Source organism: Paeniglutamicibacter sp. NPDC012692 (assembly GCF_042901625.1).
Lineage (GTDB): Bacteria > Actinomycetota > Actinomycetes > Actinomycetales > Micrococcaceae > Paeniglutamicibacter.
Map to the genome: position 1 here is coordinate 733,011 of NZ_JBIBDE010000002.1, position 19,530 is coordinate 752,540.

Below are 19,530 nucleotides of genomic sequence, written 5' to 3' on the forward strand. Positions count from 1 at the left end.
CGATGATCGCTGGACCCACGGAAGCGGACAACCAAACCGAGCGCGCACAAGGCCTCATACTCGGGCCGATGCTCCGGCACGTGGACAACTCGTGCGCCAGCATCTGGGTCGAAACCGCCGCGGCCTGCACCGTCGAGGTCCGTTGCGGCGAGGACGCTTGGCGGGCCAAGACCTTTGCCGCGCACGGGCACCACTACGCTCTCGTTGAGGTGTCAGGGCTGGCTGCCGGAAGCGTACTCCCCTATGCCGTGCATCTGGACGGAGACCTCGTCTGGCCCGTCGACGACGGATTCCCGGACTCGATGATCGCCACCCTCGATCCGGGCAAGGAACCACGGCTGGCCTTCGGCTCCTGCCGCACCAGTGTTCCGCATGACGAATCCGGAAATCGCAAACACGGCGTCGACGCGATGCGCGCCTACGCCCTGTCCATGGCCGGGGACGGGCGCGAGCGCTGGCCCGACCTGGCGCTGTTCCTCGGCGACCAGGTCTATGCGGACTCAACCAGCCAGGAGATGCAGGATTTCATCCGCAAACGCCGCAACATCAAGGAAGAGCCCGGGGCCGAGCTGAAGGACTTCGAGGAATACGCCCACCTGTATCGGTTGGCATGGTCTGACCCTGCCAACCGCTGGCTTCTCTCAACCCTGCCCAGCGCCATGATTTTCGACGACCACGATATCCGCGACGACTGGAACTCCTCACTGGGCTGGAAACAAGGCATGCAAAAGACCGACTGGTGGCACCAGCGCATAGTTTCCGGGCTCGGTGCGTACTGGGTCTATCAGCATCTCGGCAACCTCTCTCCCAGGGAGCGGGCAGCGGATCCGCTGTGGCAGCGCGTCTCCGCCCACACCGATCCAGGCGAACTGGATCTGACGGCGGACCTGGATGCATTCGCCGAACGGGTCGATGCCCGGCCGGAAAGCTACAGGTGGAGCTACTGCCGTGACTGGGATCAGGTGCGCCTGATCGTGGTGGATTCCCGGGCCGCACGCAAGCTTGAACCCGGGCAGCGCGCGCTGCTCAATCCGGCGGAGCTTGTGTGGCTCGACGAGCGGATGCGCGGCGGTTTCCGCCACTTGCTGATCGGTACGTCGCTACCGTTCCTGCTGCCCATGGGCCTGCACCACGTGGAGTCCTGGGACGAGGTCCTCTCCTCCGGGAAACGCGGAAGGCCCCAGGCCTGGCTCGGTGAACGGTTGCGCCTGGCCGTGGACCTTGAACACTGGGCGGCATTCCAGCGCAGCTTTCATGATGTGGCCCGCTTCGCCACCGAGGTCGCCGACGGCAAGCGCGGCCCCGCCCCGCAGACCGTCACGTTCCTCTCCGGCGACGTCCACTTCTCCTACGTCTCCGAAGTCGAACGGGAGAACGGCAGCCGCATCCTGCAGGCGGTCTGTTCGCCAATCCGCAACCCGCTGCCCCGGTTCCTGCGCTACTTTGCCGCAGCCATGGCCTTCGGACCCGCCGTCCCATTCGGGGCTTGGATGGCACGGGCCGCGCATGTGCCAAACCCGCCGTTTCGTTGGAAAGAAATCGAGGGCCCCTGGTTCGACAACAACCTCGCAATCCTGGAGGCCACCGGCGATGGGCTGGCACTGAGCTGGCTCACCGGGGTGATTGAGGATGGGGACCAACTGCACCCGAGGTTGGACACTGTCGCCGAGGCAACCCTCAAGGCGAGGCGGGGCTGAATCCGTCACGGAAGGGTCGCCGCCCATGGTGGGGCCGCATTCCGGCATGAGGTCCCTAAGGTCGCCGCTATGGCCGGACGTCGACCTGCAGGTAGTTCTCCAGGATGTACTGGGCAATGGACAGGCTCGACGTCGCGGCGGGCGATGGCGCGTTGCGCAGCAATGTCACCGGCCCCACCTGGTCCACCGCAAAGTCGTCCACCAGCGAACCGTCCCTCCCCCAGGCCTGTGCCCGGACACCGGCGGAGGCCTTCTCCGCGAGGTCGGCGGGCTTCAGTTCGGGGATGAACCGTTGCGCCTTCCGGTAGGAAAGGGACTTGACCAGCGATCCGCCGATCTCGTCGATGCCCATGCGCCAATGCCTTTTTGCCAGCGGAAAGGCACCCGGCCACCGCAGGGATTCGAGGGTGTCCCGAACAGAAATCCTGGACCAGCTGTAGCCCTCGCGGGCCAGGGCCGGCACGGCGTTGGGGCCCATGTGCACGTCGTCGTACACGCCGCGGGTGAAGTGCACGCCCAGGAAGGGGAACCGCGGGTCCGGCACCGGATAGACCATGCCCTTGACCAGGTGGTTCGCCTCCCCCGACAGATGCCAGTACTCGCCGCGGAAGGGCAGGATCTTGGGCGAGGGATCGCCCCCGACCATCCGCGCAACCAGGTCAGACTGCAGCCCGGCACAGGCGATGACCCTGTCGAAAACCCCGTCGAAAACAGGTGTGGACACCCGGACCCGTCCGCGCTCGATGGCCAGCGCCGTGACTTCCTGGCCCAACATGATCGTCCCGCCCGCTGCACGCACGTCCTGCGCCATGGCCTCGGTGATCGCCGCATAGTCGACAACAGCCGTATGCGGGGAGTGCAGGGCCGCCACACCCGCAACGTGCGGTTCGATCTCGCGCAACCCGGCGGAATCCTCGATCCTGACGAGCCCGGGAACCCCGTTGGCTCGGGACCGCTTCTCGATGTCGGCCAACGCCGCGAGTTCGGAGTCGTCGATGGCCACCACCAGCTTTCCGAGCTCGCGGTACGGCAGCGACTTTTCCAGGCAGAATTCCCTGATTGCCACGCGCCCCGCGGCGCACAGCTTGGCCTTGAGCGACCCCTCCGCGTAGTACAGGCCGGCGTGGACAACTCCAGAGTTGTGGCCGGTCTGGTGCTTGGCCAGCCGGTCTTCCTTTTCGAAGAGCGTGACCTCGCCGGCCTGCCGTTGGGCAAGGGCACGCGCCAGGGCAACCCCGATGATGCCGCCGCCAATGATTGCTATTCGTTGTTCCATCTCACGTCGTCCTTATCGCTGCGGTGGTGCCCGGCTCTTCCCCTGGTCGGCCCGGTTTCCGAGACGTGGCCAGTTCCCGCGGCGTCAGGGAAACGATATGCGTATTCGAGCCTGCCTGGGAAGAGTGGGCCCCAGAGCCCACGGGCCGGCTGGTTGCAGCCCGCCGGCGTAACCGCCGTAGGCGGACGGCTGCCAGCAAGAAGAGCGGCACGATATTGATTCGAGGCAACGCCAGATCAGGGGACGCTGGGCTAGGATCGGGTGAAAACCGCCATATGCCATATCTGAACATTCGGATCCCTGATGAGAGGCCTGCAACCGATGATTCATTCCTCCGTGGTCGATGACGTGCCGGTCCGCTGGACCAACCAACCGGGCCGCTTCGGCGCATCGCTGGTGTTCCGGGTAGGCGTTCGAGATGAAACCTTTGCCACGGCCGGGATCACGCACCTGGTTGAGCATCTCGCGTTTTCCGGCGCTCCGGTGCCGAACCACGATTCGAATGGCGAGGTGGCGCTGGGCATCACGGAGTTCACTTTCGACGGAACACCGACGGAAGTCGCAGAGTCCCTGAATGCGGTGTGCGAGTCGCTCAGCGCACTTGCGAGCGGCCGCGTCGATGGATCGATGCTGGCCAAGGAACTCAACATCATGGAAGCCGAGGGCGCAACATCGCCCGTGCCTCCGGAAATGGCGGAAGCACTCACGAACCACTACGGATTGTCCGGGCCGGGGATGGCCTTCGTCGATGAGAAGTACCTTGACCGGCTGGGGACCGAGGACGTGGCCCGGCATGCGGCCACATACTTCACCCGCGGCAACGCCGTCCTGGTTTGCACGGCGGAGCCGCCCGCCGATTTGCGGCTCCCGCTTCCCGACGGCCCGCGCCGGCCTCTGGGGGCCGCACATCGCATTGGGTCGCCGGGCCCGGCCGAGTACGTCAGCGGCGGAGCGGAACTGGTGATTTCGTTCAGGATTCCGGGCAACGCCGATGGCGCAACCGGCGTGGACCATCTGGTTCAGCAATCCCTGGAGCGGAGGATCCATGAGGGACTGCGGCGTGAACATGGGCTGGTCTACGGAGCGGCCTGTTCCAGCGTGACCGTGGATGACAACTCTTCGCTCTTTGTCGCAACCATAAACGTGGCCCCGCGCAATGCTGCCGAAGTCGCGGGCCGCGTCATCGACGAACTACGGGCCCTGAGGGACACCGGGCTCACGCCCGAAGAAATAGCTCGGCTCTCCGCCATTTTGTCATCCGATCGGGCCGAACCCGGCTCTGAACAGACGGAGGCGTACCAATGCGCGGTTTCCGAACTCTGTGGCCAACGCCCCTGGTTCTGGAAGGACATTGCGGAATCGCTGGAGGCCTACACCCCGCAGCTGACGGCCAAGCACCTTGCAGGCCTTGAATCGACCCTGCTGGTCGGCCTCCCGGAGGAAGCCATTCCCGAGGAAGTGGATGAACGCACCGGCGTCGTGTTTCCGCCCAGGCGCTCGGAAACCAAGACCGGGCTGCAGGGCGAGGTCTACAAACGCGGGCTCCTGGCGAGATTCGCCGGGGCCCCGGCCGATGCCCGTCTGGTGGTCGGCCGGGAAGGCGTTGAACTCACCGTGTTCGGAGACACCACGGCCGTGCACTGGGAGGCAATCGTCGGCATGGAACGCGGGCTGCTTGACGGGGGACCCGAGTTGATCACCCTCTACACCCTTGATGCGTTCCAGCTCGAATTCCTCTCGGCATGGTTCAGGCGCGGCGAGGATGCGGTTTCGCGAATCCGCGCCGCAGTCCCGGATCACCTGCAACGCGTCGCCGCCCTCGAGAACGGCTGACCCCTGCAAGGGACGATTCAGCCTGCACCGGCCCCGCCTGGCCGAAGATTCACGGCAACGCACCAGTCAGGCACGGAAACGAAAAGTTGACACTCCCCCAGGGGCAACGTTCAGGCTGGAACCATGAACCGCGAAAACCTGTTGAGCATCGGCGCCTTTTCCGAGTCGACGCTGCTGTCGCCCAAGGCCTTGCGTCTCTACGACGAGCGGGGGCTGCTGGTGCCCGTTTTGGTCGACCGCTTCAGCGGGTACCGCTACTACGCGCCGGAGCAATGCGGCCAGGGGCGGATCATTTCCATGTTGCGGGCCGCGGGCATGTCGCTGGATGCGATTGCCGCATTCATGGGGCATGTTGCCGATGCCCCCGCGGCTGCCCTGGAACAACTCCTCGAACACGAAGCGGCGGTTCGCAGCAACACCGAATCCATCTCCACGTTGCTCGCCCAGGTGCGGGCCCACCTGACAGGAAACCCCATGGAAAACGTAACCTCCATTCTCGAACCCGAACGGCACCTGCTCTCCGCCATGCTGCGCTGCACGGTGAAGGACCTGGATGACGGCATCAAGAATCGACTGGAAGAGCTTCGAGCTCTCGCGAAGGAGAACGGGTTGACCGTTGTCGGCCCGCCGTTCGGGATCTTCCACCGGGAGATCACCGAGGAATCCGACGGGCCGCTCGAGGTGTGCCTGCCCGTCGATTCCCTCGCCGAACTATCGTCCGATCAAGCAACAGACCCGGTGCGCAGCTACCGGCTGGCCGGCGGACGCTACGCGACCGTCACCGTCAGCGGGGCCGAAACGGACTTCCCCGCGATCCTTGCCGCGTACGACCAGGTCTGCGGTTGGATCGAGAAGGCGGGAGCCACCCGGGTGGGCCCGCCCCACGAAATCTGGCATGTCCTGCCGTGGGCGGCGGAGCCCACCGAGATGACCGTCGCCTGGCCATTCGCCTGAGTCCCTGCGGGGTTCGCAGGTGCCCTAGAGCCCCGGGGCCACCTGCTCGCGGACCTGCTTGCGCAGGATCTTGCCGAGCATCGAGCGCGGCAGGTCCTCGATCGCCACGATCCGCTTGGGCACCTTGTATCCGGCCAGCTGGCCGCGGCAGTGCTCGCGCAGGGCGTCCTCATCGAGTTCAACGCCGGGTTCCAGTTCGACGGCGGCAACCACCATTTCCCCGCCGCGTTCAAGCGGCTTGCCGAACACGGCGGCGTCCTTGACGGCCGGGTGCAGTCGCAGCACCGATTCGACCTCGGTCGGGGCCACGTTGAAGCCGCCGGTGATGATCAGTTCCTTGGCCCGGTCAACGATCTTGGTGAACCCGTCGGCATCGACGGTCACCACGTCGCCCGTCCGCAGCCAGCCGTCCTTGGTCAAGGTCTTCGCGGTTTCCTCCGGGTTGTTCCAATATCCCTGGAACACCTGCGGGCCCTTGATCAGCAGCTCGCCGGGCTCGCCCTGTTCCACCTCGAGTTCCGGATCGTCCAGGTCCACGACCTTCATCAGCGTCGAGGGGAACGGCACGCCGATCGTCCCGGCGCGGCGGGTCGGGTGGAACGGGTTGCCGAGGGCGACCGGGGAGGATTCGGTCATGCCGTAGCCCTCCACCAGAAGCCCGCCGGAAACCGACTCCCAGAGTTCCACCACGTGGTCCGGCAGGTTCATGGCACCGGAGATGCAGTACTTGGCGGAGCGCAGCGAGACGCCCCTTTCCTTGGCTGCCATGGCCGTGCGCTCGTAGATCGGCGGCACGGCGCAGTACACGGTGGCCGGGGACTTCTTCATCGCCGCCAGGATCAAGTCAGGGTCGAACTTCGGGAAGAGCACCAGCAGGCCCTGTTTCTTGACGCCGAAGGTCAGGTACAGCGTCATGCCGAAGGCGTGGAACATCGGAAGGATCGCGTAGAGGATTTCCTTGCGCTCCTGGGCCCCCGCCATCCACGCCTCGCCCTGCAGCGCGTTGGCATACAGGTTGTAGTGCGTCAGCATGGCGCCCTTCGGCGCCCCGGTGGTGCCTGAGGTGTACTGGATGACTGCAAGGTCCTTCACGTCCGGGCGCGGGTGCGCCGGGTCGAGCGGAGCGGACTTCAGAAGGTCCTTCCAGGACATGGTGCCCGGGGCCGGAGCCGTCAGCGATGACTTGGTCTCGCGCAGCTTCTTCACCGGCAGGTTCAGCGCCAGGCGCTTGGCGGTCGGGAAGGCATCGAGAAGGTTCACCGAGACCACGTGGTCAAGCTGCACGTCCTTGGGGAACTCGCGCACGGCCGCCGCGGCTTTGTCCCATGCGATGACAATGCGCGCCTGGTGGTCCTCGAACTGGTGGCGCAGTTCCCGCGAGGTGTAGAGCGGGTTGTGCTCGACGACCACGGCGCCCAGGCGAAGCACCGCGTAGAACGCGACGACGTGCTGCGGGCAGTTCGGCAGGATCAGCGCGACCCTGTCCCCCGCCTTCACGCCGAGCTTGCGCAGGCCCTCGGCGGCGCGGCCCACCTGCTCGCCGAGCTCGCGGTAGCTGGTGCGCCGGCCGAAGAACTCGGTGGCGGGGCTGTCCCCCGCCCGGGCGACGGAGCGCTCGAACATTGCGCTCAGCGATTCGGTCGGCAACTCGATCTCGGCCGGGACTCCCGGCTGGTAGTTCTTGACCCAGGGCTGTGTTGCGGTGTTGTCCATGGAACCATCATGCCGCGAACCAAAGCCGCGCAACGACTGGTAACGGCGCGTCCTTGGCCACTTTTTGCGCGGCCGGCCCGCTATTCGGCGGCGGCGAAGAGCGCAAACGGCGGGGTGTACATGCCATCGACAACGGCCTCCGCGGGTTCCGAACCCAGCAGGACCATGCGGTTGTTCGCATCCACGTGCACCACCGCCGGCTCGAAGGCGCGGGCCTCGGCATCGTCCATGGCCGCGTACGTAATGAGGATGACGAGGTCGCCCACGTTGACCAGGTGGGCTGCAGCCCCGTTGATTCCGATGACCCCCGACCCGCGTTCCCCGGCAATGGTGTAGGTTTCCAGCCGGGCGCCGTTGGTGATGTCGACAATGGAAACCAGTTCGCCGGGAAGGATGTTTGCCGCATCCAGGAGATCCGAATCAACGGTGACGGATCCGACGTAGTGCAGGTCGGCGTGGGTGACGGTTGCACGGTGGATCTTGGATTTGAACATGGTGCGCTGCATGGTGGTTCCCGGGTGTGTAGAAGGCAAGGCATGGACCGGCGAATGGTTCCGGTTCGAGCGGCAACAATTCCTCCGACGGAAAGGAGGGGATTCAATTTACCCCTCGAGCCACTACCTCACTGGCTCGCATTTCCGACACAGTGATTCTAGGCTCCCGGCCGAGACTGTTTCCAGACCCTTGTGTCCTATATGACACTCTGCGGGCATAGTCGGGGCATCGTTCGTGCCATTCCGGGTTCCCCGGCGCACATCCACAAGGGGGTGCCGAACGGCCGCGAATGGACATCATTCGAGTGGCTGACCTGTCGGTTCTCTGCGGTGTCGGCTATCGCGGGCGGGCCTTGAGTGACCCATCGGGCAGGCGGCCTCAGCCGCCTGCCCGATCGTGGAAAACCTGAATGTGACCGAGCCGGCGGAATGGTTTGCGGGGCCGGGCGCCGTCGGTTTGCTCCGGTTTCTGCTGTTACCCCAGGTCCCGTCCCGCCTCCGTGGAGATGCAAAGCCGGTTGCCTTGGGCATCGGAAACAACGACCCACATCGGCGCATGCTCGTAATCAAGCTCCACGCCATCTGCACTCAAGGCCTCCAGCACGGCTGCACTTTCAGCAAAGGGAATCATGACGTCAACGTGGAATCGATTCGAGTTGGGAGACTCCGTTTCCTGGAACCACAGCGCCGGACCGCGCCCGAACGGGTCGGCCAGGGTTCCGTCTTTCCGCGCCTTGTAACCCAATGCGGTTTTCCAGGTCGTGGAAATGCCTTCCGCGTTGTCCGTGTCGATGGCGATTTCCACCGTACGCAGGAGTTCCGGGCGCGCCACGGCACCGAACACCGCGGCTTGGCTGGAGATCGAACGCGCCAGTGCAGCATCTCGGGCAGTCACCTTCCCGCCGGCATCATGCGACGTGAGCGTGACGAAGAGGGTGTCGTATCTCCAGTCAACGTCGGGGTGGTGGTTCGCGTCCTGGGCCAGATCGCCGATGGCGGCAAACAGCGACAATGCCGCGGCCGAGGATTCACATTTCAAGGCGGTGCGCAGCGCCCCGAGCCCGTAGCGCCACAACGGCAGCTGGAGCAGGTTTGCATGGATTTGTTCGGTACTCAGAACATCTTTTGCGGGCATGATGCGCTCCTTGTGGTTCCGGCCTTCGACTCCGGGGATCCCCTGAACGGCCAGTGGTGCGAAGTCTTGCGTGCACCCGGGGATTCGCCCGCCTATGCCGCAAGTCTCCCACCAACGCGGCCCCGCCCAAAGGCTTCGCAGGCTCGGATTGGAACAAAGGACGCGGCCCAATTCCGCATACGACAAAGGGCCGGTGCCTTGAGGTTTCTCAAGGTGCCGGCCCTTCGCTTCAACCCTCCGGTGCCGGTCGGCCGTTTCCGGCCCGGGCACGCCGGGGATGTTGAAACCTAGAAAATTAGCCTTCGCATTCGCGGCAGAACTTCATGCCGTCCTTTTCGGCAGCAATCTGGCTGCGGTGGCGAACCAGGAAGCATGAACCACAGGTGAATTCGTCCTCGGCCTGCGGGATAACCTCAACAACGAGCTCATCGAGAACGATGGCACCGGGCAGTTCCTGCCCTTCGGAGTGGTCGACCTCTTCAAGGTCGGACTGCACGCTCTTGGCGGTTGGCGCATCCATGCTCTGGACCTGCTGCAGGGTCTTTTCGGACGCCTCGGCTACGTCTGGTCGTACTTCGTCATAGTCCTGGGCCATGGCCATACCTTTGCTCGTGGTGCTGGAATCGAGAGTAATCATAGGCGAGGAATCAGGGAGAAACCTAAACGATTGTCGCCGCGATGTGTGATTTGGTGCCCGGAATCGGGTATAAGGGGCAGAATTTCGTTCCCGAATGAGCAATGTCACCCGCCAAAGCGCTAAAACAGGCGGGTTTTGCCGCGCAACCCACGCGTTATGCCACCGGCGTAGTTGGGGGCTGATGCGTCCGCGCATTAATGCAGCCACGACTTTGGAACCCCCGGGGCACTGCAAACCGGGTTAAAAGCGTTCGGGTCCGTCGCGAATGGCGCCGGGCCCGAATGTTGAGGCGCGGTCTATTCCGCGGTGTTGATTCTGGCCGTCTCAATGACTTCTTCGGGCGCCGGGGTTCCCTGGGCCTCATGGGCGCGAAGCACCTTGCGCGCCCGATCAATTTTCAGGCGTTCACGCGGATCCCGGCTGGGTAGCTGGTCGGCCGGGCCGAAAATGGAGAATCCCAGAAATTGCAGGCGCCAACGCAGGCGATAACCCCGGCTAAGCCCGGTGATGTCTTCAACGATGGGAAGTCGCTTGTCGCTCATGATTTTCCAGTCTCTTCTGTAAAGAATCAGCCTGCGGGTGCTGGCCGAATACCCCCGGGAAATCCGGTTCCACGATTAAACTGTAGTCCAATAATTGGTGCACCAACTAATTATGCGAGGGCAATCAACGCCTAGTGGACCAGTGGTTAGTTCGGTGCCCGCAGCGCCGCTGCAATGACCTTCTTCATGCTCGCGTGCAGCCCGGCAAGTTCCTGGGCGTCCATGTCAAGGCGTCGCATCATTTCCTTGGGGACTTCCAGTGCAACCTCGCGGGCGTCCTTGCCTTTTTGGGTCAGGACGATTTCGAGTGTCCGTTCATCCGATGCGCTTCTGCTTCGCTGCACGTATCCCAGCGACTCGATGCGCTTGACCAAAGGGGAAAGGGTCCCCGGATCCAGATGGAGCAGGCCACTCAGTTCCTTGATGGACAGTGGTTCGTGTTCCCAGAGCGTCAGCATCACCAGGTATTGCGGGTGCGTCAGGCCCAACGGCTCAAGCACCGGCTTGTAGGCGGCAATGACGCTGCGTGATGCAAGGGAAAGAGCAAAGCAGACCTGGTTCTCCAGTGCCAGCGGATCTGCCAGAGGTTTTTCGCTCACTATGTTCCCTGCTTTGGTGGATGACTCGACATATCCATCATAGGTACCCGACCCGCCTCGCCGGCCACGCGGAACGAGTGCCCGAACGTCCCCAAAACCCATTTACACGCAAACGCGCAACACCCGACCCATGTCTCTTTCTTCCATCCCGCCGGCGCAATCCCCGGCCTGAAGGCACCTGCTTCTTTTCGTTCCCCACTTGTCTTCTGCCGTTAACCTAAATGCCGGTCGGGCGTTGTTTAGCCTCGATAGCGTCCTTGATGTGAGCACGAACAGTGAAGCGAAAACCCTGGTCATCATCCCCGCACGGGGTGGGTCCAAGGGAATCCCGCTAAAGAACATGCGCAGGATCGGCGGCCAAACCTTGTTGGCCCGGGCCATTGAATCCGCGTTTGCCACGCCGTCAGTTATCGACGTCGTGGTGAGCACGGACCACCCGGAAATCAAGGCCGAGGCCCTGGCCCACGGTGCAACAGTCATCGACCGCCCGGCAGAGATCGCCGGTGACACAGCAAGCAGCGAATCGGTGTTGTTACACGTCCTGGGCACTCTGGACGTACTCCCCCAAATCACCATCTTCATCCAATGCACGTCCCCGGTGATCGACCCCGCGGACCTGCAGGCAGCCATCACCACGGTCGCCAGCGGCGCAGCGGATGTGAGCTTCTCGGTGGTTCCCGACCACGGGTTCCACTGGACCTGCGATGAGACCGGATCCGCACACGCCAGCGGCCACGACGAGGCACGGCGCCCGCGCCGCCAGGACCGCGAGCCGCGCTTCAGGGAAACCGGCGCCTTCTACGTCATGGACACCGCGGGTTTCCTCGAAGCCGGGCATCGGTTCTTCGGCTCGCTCGCGCTGGCGAGGGTCCCGGAGGAACACGGAATCGACATCGACACCATGGCCGACCTGGAATTGGCACAATGGCGTCTGGCTCGGACCACACCGGCCCAGGGCTTGGACGTTGATGCACTTGTCACCGACTTCGACGGGGTCCACACCGCGGACACTGCCTACCTGGGACAGGACGGCATGGAATCCGTGCGCATCTCGCGCGCCGACGGCATGGGCATCTCCCTGCTGAAGAAGGCGGGCATCCACCTCATGATCCTCTCCAGCGAGACCAACCCGGTTGTCACGGCCCGAGCGACAAAGCTCGGCATCGACGTGGCCCAGGGCGTGAACGACAAGGCCCGCGTGCTGAAGCGCTGGATGGCCGAGCGCGGTCTGGATCCGGACCGCGTCGCCTACCTGGGCAACGACGTCAACGACCTCGACCCCATGAACCTGGTCGGCTGGCCGCTGACCGTGGCCGACGCCCGCGAGGAAGTCCATGCCGCGGCCCGGCACCGGCTCGCCACGCCCGGCGGACACGGGGCCGTGCGCGAGGCCGCCGACCTCATCCTCGCCGGACGCACCGCAACCAACCAATCCACGGCACCCAGCCACCTGGCCGTCGTGCCGGCCTGGGCCAACTAAGCGCCCCGTAGCCAACCCAAGATTTTCCATACCCACCGCCCCGTGACCTTAACCCAAACACAAGCATCGGTCCGGGAAACTCCCGAAAGGCAAGAAACCATGAGCATCACCACCCTGGAAACCACACCCGTCGCCATCGGAGACCAGCTGCTGGGCACCGGCCAGTCCGTCTACGTGATCGGCGAGATCGGCATCAACCACAACGGCGACATGCAGATCGCCAAGCAGCTCATCGACGTCGCGGCGGCAGCCGGCGCCAACGCAGTGAAGTTCCAGAAGCGCACCCCGGACATCTCCACCCCGATGGACATGCGCGACAAGATCCGCTCCACCCCGTGGGGCGACATGACCTACCTCGACTACCGCTACAAGGTCGAGTTCGATGCAGCCCAGTACAAGGAACTGATCCGCTACGCCGCCTCGCTGGGCCTGCACGCCTTCGCCTCCCCGTGGGACGTGCCCTCGGTGCACTTCATGGAGGAACAGGGCGTGCTGACCCACAAGGTCGCCTCCGCTTCGGTCACCGACATCGAGCTGCTGAAGGCCCTCGCCGAGACCGGCAAGCCGATCATCCTCTCCACCGGCATGTCCACGATCGAGCAGATCGACACCGCCGTGGAAACCCTCGGCACCAAGAACCTGGTCCTGATGCACGCCACCTCCACCTACCCGCTGCCCCCGGAAGAGGCGAACCTGCGCACCATCAACACCCTGCAGGAGCGCTACCAGGTGCCGGTCGGCTACTCGGGCCACGAGCGCGGCCTGCAGATCTCGCTGGCCGCCGTCGCCCTGGGCGCCGTCACCGTCGAACGCCACATCACCCTTGACCGCACCATGTGGGGCTCGGACCAGGCCTCCTCGCTGGAGCCGAAGGGCTTCGAGGCGCTGATCCGCGACATCCGCATCCTCGAGCAGGCCATGGGCGACGGCGTGAAGCGCGTCTTCCCGGGCGAGCTGGCACCGCTGTCCCGCCTGCGCCGCGTCGACGCCTAGCAAACACCCCCAGGGCGGGGAGGACGGTCCGGCGGATGCCGCCGTCCTCCCCGCCTCCGGCGTTTGGCCCCCGAGTTTGACCCCCGAACCGGCCCGGCCGGCGCCCCGGGGCACCGCGTCCCCGCAGAACACCGATTTTCCGCCGATGATCAAGGATCCATCCCCCGCAATGCCGCAGACCGCGCACCGCATCAGCGTTATCATTCCCGCCAAGGACCAGGCGTCCTTCATCCGCGACTGCCTGGCCAGCCTTGAACGCCAGCTTCCCGACCCGGCCGCCCTCGAGGTGCTGGTGATCGACGACGGGTCCAGCGACGGAACGGGCGAGCTTGCCGCGGGCTTCCGGGACCGGCTGCCGGGATTGCGGATCATCCGCAACGACTCCCCGCGCGGGCTGGCCACGGCCCGCAACCAGGGCCTCGAGGCCAGCACCGCGCCGCACATCGCCTACCTGGACGGCGACGACTGGCTGGCCCCCGGGCACCTGGAGGCCTGCAGCCGCAGCCTCGACGAACTCGACGTGGACTTTGTGCGCACCGACCACATCCGCGTCACCGGCGGCACCCGCGAGCTGCACCGGGCGCCCCAGGCGCTGCGCAACGTCGCCCTGGACCCGCGCGCGTCCATCCTTCCCGACACCGAATCCACCATGGTCGACTACCCCTACGCCTGGGCCGGCATGTTCCAGCGGCGGGTGGCCGACCGCGGCCTGCTGAGGTTCCCCGACGGCCTGCACACGGCCGAGGACCGGGCCTGGATCTGGCGGCTGCACCTGGAATGCGACTCGTACGCCGTCACGAACGCCCCGGGGATCCTCTACCGGCGCGGGATCGACACCTCGCTGACGCAGATCTTCGACGCGCGCCAACTCGACTTCGTCCCGGCGTACCGGCTCGCCTTCGGGATCCTGCGGGACGAGCCCGACGCCGCGCTCTACTGGCCCAAGGTGATCCGCCAGTTCCTGGCGATCACCGCGCACCACAACTCGAGGAAATCCAACATGTCGGCCGCCGTCGCCGCGGACCTGGACCGCCTGGTCGCGGAGGCCGCCGAAACCCTGCCCGAGGCCGAGCTCCGCGAGGCCTTCGCGGGGCTGGACCCGGAGCGCGCCTCCGAGCTGGGCCCGCTGCTGTCCGACTCCATCGACGTCGCCGACCTCATCGACCCGGAGCGGAGCAACGCATGATCCAGCTGCTGATGGCCTCCACCGCCTACCAGGTCGCCTCGCTGGCGGCCATGATCGACTCGGGCACGCTGCCGGCGCCGGACGGGGAGCGCGTCCTGGTGCTGGCCGACGGCTCGCAAGTGCCGGAGCTGACCACCCCCATCACCGAGTCCGCCGGGTTTGCGCAGCTGGCCGCCCGCTTCGACCGCGTGGTGGACCTCGCGGCCCTGCTCTGGCCCCGCCGCCCGCACCAGTTCAAGCCCCGCTCCGAGGAACTCGGGATGTGGGAGAAGCTGCTGCGCTCGCATTGGGCCCTGGGCGCCGAACCACTCCACCTGGTGGTGGAATCCATCCAAGTCAACCCAGCAATAGCCCTGTGCCGGATCTTCCACGACGCCCCCCTGACGGTCCATTCGGACGGGCTGATGTCCTACGGCCCCACCCGCAAACGCGTCTCCCTCTCGATCAGCCAGCGGCTGGCGGGGATCGCCTACCCGCAGCTGGTCCCCGGGCTGGAGCCGTTGCTCCTGCGCGAGGCGCGGCCGCGGCTGCTGCCCATGGACCCGGCACACCTCGCCACGGTCTTCGCCGCCCTCGCGGAGGAAGCCGACGATCCGCGGCTCGACGCCCTCGCGCGGAAATCCACCCACTGCGTGCTGGTGCTCGGCCAGTACCTCCACAGCCTGGGCCTGATCGACGAGCGGGCCGAGCAGCTGCTGCACGAGCAGATGCTGGAGGCCGCCCGCGACGGGGGCGCCGACACCGTCGTCTTCAAGCCGCACCCCAGCGCCTCCCCCGCCTCCGCGCTGCGCCTGGCGGAGGCGGCGCGGCGGATCGGGGTGGAGCTCCACGTGTACGAATCCGCGCTGGGCGCGGAGGTCGTGGCGCTGAAGCTGCGCCCGCTGGCGGTCGTCAGCTGCTTCTCCACCGCGCTGGTCACCTGCTCCACGCTCCTGGGCATCCCCGCGCACGCGGTGGGCACCTCCGGCCTGCTCCAGGAACTGGCCCCGTTCGAAAACAGCAACAGGATCCCGCTGACCCTGGTCGACGCCATGTTTGTCCACCAGGTCGCCCCGGGTGCGGAGATGCAGTCGCTCCTGGAGGCCGCGGGGTACGCCATGCAGCCCACGCTCCTGCCCGAACTGCACGCGGCCGCCGAGGCCTACCTGGCCGGCCACCCCGTCGAACGTGGACGCTACTTCAAGCAACGCCGACTCCACCGGCTCGGCCTGCCCAACACCCTGCCCCCGGCGTCCCCCGCCCCCGCGCCCGCCCGCGGGCTGCGGGACCTCGTGGGACGGGCCGCACGCCGCGGCACGCTGCACCCGGCCGGCTTCATTCGCCGCCAGCTCGATCGCGTCGGCCTCCAACGGACGACGGAACAGTGACGGCCACCCGATTCGACGTCGCGGCGGTGGCCAGGCCCCGCTTCGGCCATGCCGAGGTGTGGGTGGAATCGCCCCTGCAGATGCTCTCCGCGGTGGAGGCGCACGGCGCCGGGCTGCTGGGCACCACCAGCCGCATCCACCCGCGGGGCGGCACCACGGCCCTCGACGCCACGCTGCAGACGCTCATGGCCCAGGCCCCCGAGGGCGTGGAGTTCGCGTCCCCCAGCGCCGCCCCGCCGGCGCCCGGCTCCACCGGCGCCCAGCGCTGGGCCACCGGCGACGCGTTCTCCGGCCGCGTGCAACGGGCCCTGCTCGGGTACCTTGCGGTCCGCGAGATCGTCGTCATCGACGACGGGATGGCCACCCTCGGGCTGCTCGAGGCGCTGGTCAGCGAGGAACCCACCGCGCTGGTGCGCCCGCGCTCGGCCCACGGCGCCGCACGCCGGGCGCTCGGCGTGGCCTGCTGGTTCCGGCTGCGGGCGCTGGCCCGGGCCGGCCGCCTGCTGGTCTTCACCGGCCTTCCGGTGCCCGCCGACACCGCGCGGAAGTTCCGTGCGCTCGGCGGACACCTGGAACACCACGGCTTCGAATGGCTCAACACCCAGCCGGCCACCGAGCGCATCACCGAGCCCACCGTGGTGGTGGGCTCCGCGCTGGCCGCGGACGGGCTCATCGATGCCGAGCAGTACCTCGACTGGCTGCGGGCGCTGGCCGACGAGGGACCCCTCGCCTACTTCCCGCACCGGCGCGAATCGGACGCGTTCCTGGCCCGGCTTGCGGCGCAGGGGGGCGCCACGGTCCACGCGCACACCATTCCCGTGGAAATGCGCCTGCGCTCGCTGCGCCGCGGGCAGGTCGTCCGCGCGCTCCCGTCCACCGCGCTGCCCTCGTTGCGCCTGCTGCTCGGCGCCAACGGCGTGCGGGTGCTGGGCCAGGACGTTCCCGTCCACTGGTGGACACCCGCCGCGTCCCCCGCCCTGCGGGCACACCTATCCTCGTCATTGGAGTTTTACACGACATGAACACAGCAGATTTCCGACCCCGCATCGTCGCCGTCGCCGACTCCGATTCCTACCTGAAACTCGCGTGCACCACCCTCGCGGCCCTCGGCCCCGACTGGGACCGCAGGGTCGTGCTGGTGCGGACACCGTTGGTCCCCACCGACGAGCAGATCGGCGCCGCCACCCTCGGAACCCCCTTCGCCGGCGACGACATCGAGGTGCTGCCGCTCTCCGCGCTCGACTACGGTTCCCTGAACGCGGACGTGGTCTTTGCCGCGGCCACGGGCCCGGTCGTCAAGGACGTTTTTGCCAAGCTGCTGCGCACCCGGGGCAACCGGCCGCGACCGGCGGCCCTGGTTTCGGCGCTCCCCGGCGTCGCCTACCCGGCGACCGCCAAGGGGTGGCGGTTCCGGCGCATGGGCGACGCCTTCATCGTGCATTCGCACGCGGAGGCCCGCGAATTCGATCAATTGGCCGAGCGGGAAACCGAGCACCGCCCGGAGGTCATGGTCTCCAAGCTGCCCTTCCTGCGGACCGCGGGGTTCCCGCAGCCGCAGGAAGGGCCCATCACCTCGGTGGTGTTCGCGGCCCAGGCCAAGGTCCCGGTGCAGCGCGAGGAACGCGAGGCGATCCTGCTGGCCCTGGACAAGGCCGCCCGGCTGAACCCCGCGGTGCGCGTGGTGGTCAAGCTGCGCGCGCGGGCCGGGGAACCGCAGACCCATGCCGAGGCCTTCCCCTTCGACACCCTGTGGGAGGACCTCGTGGCACGCGGCGCCGTGGGCGAGAGCCACGTGGATTTCGCGACGGGTTCGATGGATGCCGTGCTGGTCCCGGGCGCCGCGCTGCTGACCGTCTCGTCCACCGCTGCATTGGAGGCCATCGACCGCGGGTTGCCGGTCCTGGTGATCACGGATTTCGGCCTCAACGAATCGATGCTCAATACCGTGTTCCGCGGATCGGGCCTGCTGGGCACCCTCGAGGACGCCCAGGGGCTGCAGTTCTCCCCGCCCAACCGGGCCTGGCTGCGCGAGAACTACTTCCACCGCCGCGGCCCCGAGTTCGCCTCGTCCCTCGAAAGTTACGCCCTGCGGGCGCGCCTCGGGCAGCTGGAGACCAGCGAGTCGCAGCTGGCCCTGGTGCGCGAGCCCGCCCTGCGCAAGCGCCTGCGGTCCCGTTTGCGAACCCGGCTTCCACGCCCGGTGCTGACGGCACTGCGCAGGCTCCGGCGGCGCCTGGCAAGCCTCTGAGCACGTCCTGACAGGCTTCGGACGTCACTTTTACCATTATTTGAAACGCTTGGGAATAACTGGGCGGCATTCTCACTTAGCATTGTTAAAGAACTGGACGGTGGGTCTTCCCCTGCCCAGAAGTTAACAGTTTGAGGAGACAAGGTGTCGGAAAATCCGATTCGGGTTGCAATCGTTGGCGTGGGCAACTGCGCCACGTCGTTGGTTCAGGGTGTCGAGTACTACCGTGATGCTGACCCCCAGGCCACTGTTCCGGGTCTGATGCACGTTCAGTTCGGCAAGTACCACGTCAACGACGTGGAGTTCGTTGCGGCATTCGACGTCGACGACAAGAAGGTAGGCCTGGACCTGGCCGATGCCATCCTCGCCTCGGAGAACAACACCATCAAGATCGCCGACGTCCCGGCGACCGGCGTGACCGTCCAGCGCGGCCACACCCTCGACGGCCTCGGCAAGTACTACCGCGAGACCATCACCGAGTCCTCCGCGGAACCCGTGGACATGGTTGCGGCGCTCAAGGCCGTACAGGCCGACGTCCTGGTTTGCTACCTGCCGGTTGGCTCCGACGCCGCCGCCAAGTTCTACGCACAGGCTTGCATCGACGCCGGCGTTGCGTTCGTCAACGCCCTGCCGGTCTTCATCGCGGGCACCAAGGAATGGGCCGACAAGTTCACCGCCGCCGGCGTCCCGATCGTCGGCGACGACATCAAGTCCCAGATCGGCGCCACCATCACGCACCGCGTGATGGCCAAGCTCTTCGAGGACCGCGGCGTCACGTTGGACCGCACCTACCAGCTCAACGTCGGCGGCAACATGGACTTCAAGAACATGCTTGAGCGCGACCGCCTGGAATCCAAGAAGATCTCCAAGACCCAGGCCGTCACCTCCAACACCTCTGCCGAACTGTCCGACGACGACGTCCACATCGGCCCGTCCGACTACGTCGCCTGGCTCGATGACCGCAAGTGGGCCTTCGTGCGCCTCGAGGGCCGCAACTTCGGCGATGCCCCGGTGTCCCTGGAATACAAGCTGGAGGTCTGGGATTCCCCGAACTCCGCCGGCGTGATCATCGACGCCGTGCGCGCCGCGAAGATCGCCCTGGACCGCGGCGTGGGCGGACCGATCCTCTCGGCTTCCTCCTACTTCATGAAGTCCCCGCCGGAGCAGTACAACGACGACATCGCCAAGGAAAAGGTCGAGGCCTTCATCCGCGGCGACATCGAGCGCTAAGCCCCGTCTGCAAGACACTTGTGGCGGGGGGGCCCCCCCCCCGGGGGGGGGGGGGGGCGCCGGGGGGGTACCGGGGCGGGGGGGGGGGGGCCCCACCCCCCGGGGCCGGGGGGGTGGAGGGCAGGCGCCCCCCCCCCGGGGCCCGG

17 protein-coding genes are annotated in these 19,530 nt (G+C 66.5%); 10 read left to right on the forward strand and 7 right to left on the reverse strand.

Annotated elements, in window-relative coordinates; all coding sequences use genetic code 11:
- The first annotated feature begins 2 nt into the window (after window positions 1–2).
- A complete protein-coding gene (locus tag ACFY5D_RS11510; RefSeq protein WP_387529425.1) occupies window positions 3–1,697 on the forward strand; it encodes an alkaline phosphatase D family protein in 1,695 nt (564 codons plus the stop codon).
- Between the two features lie 67 nt (window positions 1,698–1,764).
- On the opposite strand, the gene lhgO is transcribed toward ACFY5D_RS11510, so the two are convergent.
- A complete protein-coding gene (lhgO, locus tag ACFY5D_RS11515) occupies window positions 1,765–2,973 on the reverse strand; it encodes an L-2-hydroxyglutarate oxidase (RefSeq protein WP_387529428.1) in 1,209 nt (402 codons plus the stop codon).
- 321 nt (window positions 2,974–3,294) lie between these two features.
- Between lhgO and ACFY5D_RS11520 the strand changes: the two genes are divergently transcribed.
- On the forward strand, window positions 3,295–4,806 hold the full coding sequence (locus ACFY5D_RS11520) for a M16 family metallopeptidase (protein WP_387529431.1): 1,512 nt from the start codon (window positions 3,295–3,297) through the stop codon (window positions 4,804–4,806).
- Between the two features lie 123 nt (window positions 4,807–4,929).
- Window positions 4,930–5,760 carry a GyrI-like domain-containing protein gene (locus tag ACFY5D_RS11525; protein WP_387529434.1) on the forward strand — a complete coding sequence of 277 codons (831 nt, stop codon included), beginning with the start codon at window positions 4,930–4,932 and terminating at the stop codon, window positions 5,758–5,760.
- A gap of 24 nt (window positions 5,761–5,784) precedes the next feature.
- On the opposite strand, the gene ACFY5D_RS11530 is transcribed toward ACFY5D_RS11525, so the two are convergent.
- The 6 genes from ACFY5D_RS11530 to ACFY5D_RS11555 all read right to left on the reverse strand — a co-directional run bounded on the left by ACFY5D_RS11530 (window position 5,785) and on the right by ACFY5D_RS11555 (window position 10,880).
- Window positions 5,785–7,473 carry a long-chain-fatty-acid--CoA ligase gene (locus ACFY5D_RS11530; RefSeq protein WP_387529437.1) on the reverse strand — a complete coding sequence of 563 codons (1,689 nt, stop codon included), beginning with the start codon at window positions 7,471–7,473 and terminating at the stop codon, window positions 5,785–5,787.
- Window positions 7,474–7,553: 80 nt separating this feature from the next.
- Window positions 7,554–7,979 carry an aspartate 1-decarboxylase gene (panD, locus tag ACFY5D_RS11535; RefSeq protein ID WP_387529440.1) on the reverse strand — a complete coding sequence of 142 codons (426 nt, stop codon included), beginning with the start codon at window positions 7,977–7,979 and terminating at the stop codon, window positions 7,554–7,556.
- A 463-nt stretch (window positions 7,980–8,442) separates the two neighbouring features.
- The gene (locus ACFY5D_RS11540) at window positions 8,443–9,102 is read right to left on the reverse strand and encodes a 4a-hydroxytetrahydrobiopterin dehydratase (RefSeq protein ID WP_387529443.1); all 660 of its coding nucleotides are present in this window, start codon (window positions 9,100–9,102) and stop codon (window positions 8,443–8,445) included.
- Between the two features lie 295 nt (window positions 9,103–9,397).
- Window positions 9,398–9,697 (reverse strand): DUF4193 family protein, encoded by a 300-nt coding sequence (locus tag ACFY5D_RS11545; RefSeq protein ID WP_387529446.1) that lies wholly within the window; start codon window positions 9,695–9,697, stop codon window positions 9,398–9,400.
- A 338-nt stretch (window positions 9,698–10,035) separates the two neighbouring features.
- On the reverse strand, window positions 10,036–10,281 hold the full coding sequence (locus ACFY5D_RS11550; protein WP_387529449.1) for a hypothetical protein: 246 nt from the start codon (window positions 10,279–10,281) through the stop codon (window positions 10,036–10,038).
- A 146-nt stretch (window positions 10,282–10,427) separates the two neighbouring features.
- Window positions 10,428–10,880 (reverse strand): MarR family winged helix-turn-helix transcriptional regulator, encoded by a 453-nt coding sequence (locus ACFY5D_RS11555; protein WP_387529451.1) that lies wholly within the window; start codon window positions 10,878–10,880, stop codon window positions 10,428–10,430.
- A 262-nt stretch (window positions 10,881–11,142) separates the two neighbouring features.
- Here ACFY5D_RS11555 and ACFY5D_RS11560 point away from each other — a divergent pair, with 262 nt between their 5' ends.
- From ACFY5D_RS11560 to ACFY5D_RS11590, 7 genes are all read left to right on the forward strand, one after another.
- A complete protein-coding gene (locus tag ACFY5D_RS11560; protein ID WP_387529453.1) occupies window positions 11,143–12,360 on the forward strand; it encodes a cytidylyltransferase domain-containing protein in 1,218 nt (405 codons plus the stop codon).
- A 99-nt stretch (window positions 12,361–12,459) separates the two neighbouring features.
- Complete coding sequence (locus tag ACFY5D_RS11565; protein ID WP_387529456.1) at window positions 12,460–13,353, forward strand: N-acetylneuraminate synthase family protein; 894 nt, start codon at window positions 12,460–12,462, stop codon at window positions 13,351–13,353.
- A 145-nt stretch (window positions 13,354–13,498) separates the two neighbouring features.
- Window positions 13,499–14,539, forward strand: coding sequence for a glycosyltransferase family 2 protein (locus ACFY5D_RS11570; protein WP_387529459.1), 1,041 nt, complete (start codon window positions 13,499–13,501; stop codon window positions 14,537–14,539).
- Window positions 14,536–15,906: a polysialyltransferase family glycosyltransferase gene (locus tag ACFY5D_RS11575; RefSeq protein ID WP_387529462.1), complete on the forward strand. Its 1,371-nt coding sequence runs from the start codon at window positions 14,536–14,538 to the stop codon at window positions 15,904–15,906. The genes ACFY5D_RS11570 and ACFY5D_RS11575 overlap by 4 nt, the downstream gene beginning before the upstream one ends.
- Window positions 15,903–16,928, forward strand: a complete 1,026-nt coding sequence (locus ACFY5D_RS11580) for a hypothetical protein (RefSeq protein WP_387529465.1) — start codon at window positions 15,903–15,905, stop codon at window positions 16,926–16,928. The genes ACFY5D_RS11575 and ACFY5D_RS11580 overlap by 4 nt, the downstream gene beginning before the upstream one ends.
- A complete protein-coding gene (locus ACFY5D_RS11585; protein ID WP_387529468.1) occupies window positions 16,925–18,154 on the forward strand; it encodes a DUF6716 putative glycosyltransferase in 1,230 nt (409 codons plus the stop codon). The genes ACFY5D_RS11580 and ACFY5D_RS11585 overlap by 4 nt, the downstream gene beginning before the upstream one ends.
- A gap of 144 nt (window positions 18,155–18,298) precedes the next feature.
- Window positions 18,299–19,384: an inositol-3-phosphate synthase gene (locus ACFY5D_RS11590; protein ID WP_387529471.1), complete on the forward strand. Its 1,086-nt coding sequence runs from the start codon at window positions 18,299–18,301 to the stop codon at window positions 19,382–19,384.
- The last annotated feature ends 146 nt before the right edge of the window (window positions 19,385–19,530 follow it).

Bases quoted from the DNA above. Each gene is read 5' to 3' on its own strand.
- ACFY5D_RS11510 (WP_387529425.1), top strand. From the start codon at position 3: ATGATCGCTGGACCCACGGAAGCGGACAACCAAACCGAGCGCGCACAA.
- lhgO (WP_387529428.1), bottom strand. From the start codon at position 2,973: ATGGAACAACGAATAGCAATCATTGGCGGCGGCATCATCGGGGTTGCC.
- ACFY5D_RS11520 (WP_387529431.1), top strand. From the start codon at position 3,295: ATGATTCATTCCTCCGTGGTCGATGACGTGCCGGTCCGCTGGACCAAC.
- ACFY5D_RS11525 (WP_387529434.1), top strand. From the start codon at position 4,930: ATGAACCGCGAAAACCTGTTGAGCATCGGCGCCTTTTCCGAGTCGACG.
- ACFY5D_RS11530 (WP_387529437.1), bottom strand. From the start codon at position 7,473: ATGGACAACACCGCAACACAGCCCTGGGTCAAGAACTACCAGCCGGGA.
- panD (WP_387529440.1), bottom strand. From the start codon at position 7,979: ATGCAGCGCACCATGTTCAAATCCAAGATCCACCGTGCAACCGTCACC.
- ACFY5D_RS11540 (WP_387529443.1), bottom strand. From the start codon at position 9,102: ATGCCCGCAAAAGATGTTCTGAGTACCGAACAAATCCATGCAAACCTG.
- ACFY5D_RS11545 (WP_387529446.1), bottom strand. From the start codon at position 9,697: ATGGCCCAGGACTATGACGAAGTACGACCAGACGTAGCCGAGGCGTCC.
- ACFY5D_RS11550 (WP_387529449.1), bottom strand. From the start codon at position 10,281: ATGAGCGACAAGCGACTTCCCATCGTTGAAGACATCACCGGGCTTAGC.
- ACFY5D_RS11565 (WP_387529456.1), top strand. From the start codon at position 12,460: ATGAGCATCACCACCCTGGAAACCACACCCGTCGCCATCGGAGACCAG.
- ACFY5D_RS11570 (WP_387529459.1), top strand. From the start codon at position 13,499: ATGATCAAGGATCCATCCCCCGCAATGCCGCAGACCGCGCACCGCATC.
- ACFY5D_RS11575 (WP_387529462.1), top strand. From the start codon at position 14,536: ATGATCCAGCTGCTGATGGCCTCCACCGCCTACCAGGTCGCCTCGCTG.
- ACFY5D_RS11585 (WP_387529468.1), top strand. From the start codon at position 16,925: ATGAACACAGCAGATTTCCGACCCCGCATCGTCGCCGTCGCCGACTCC.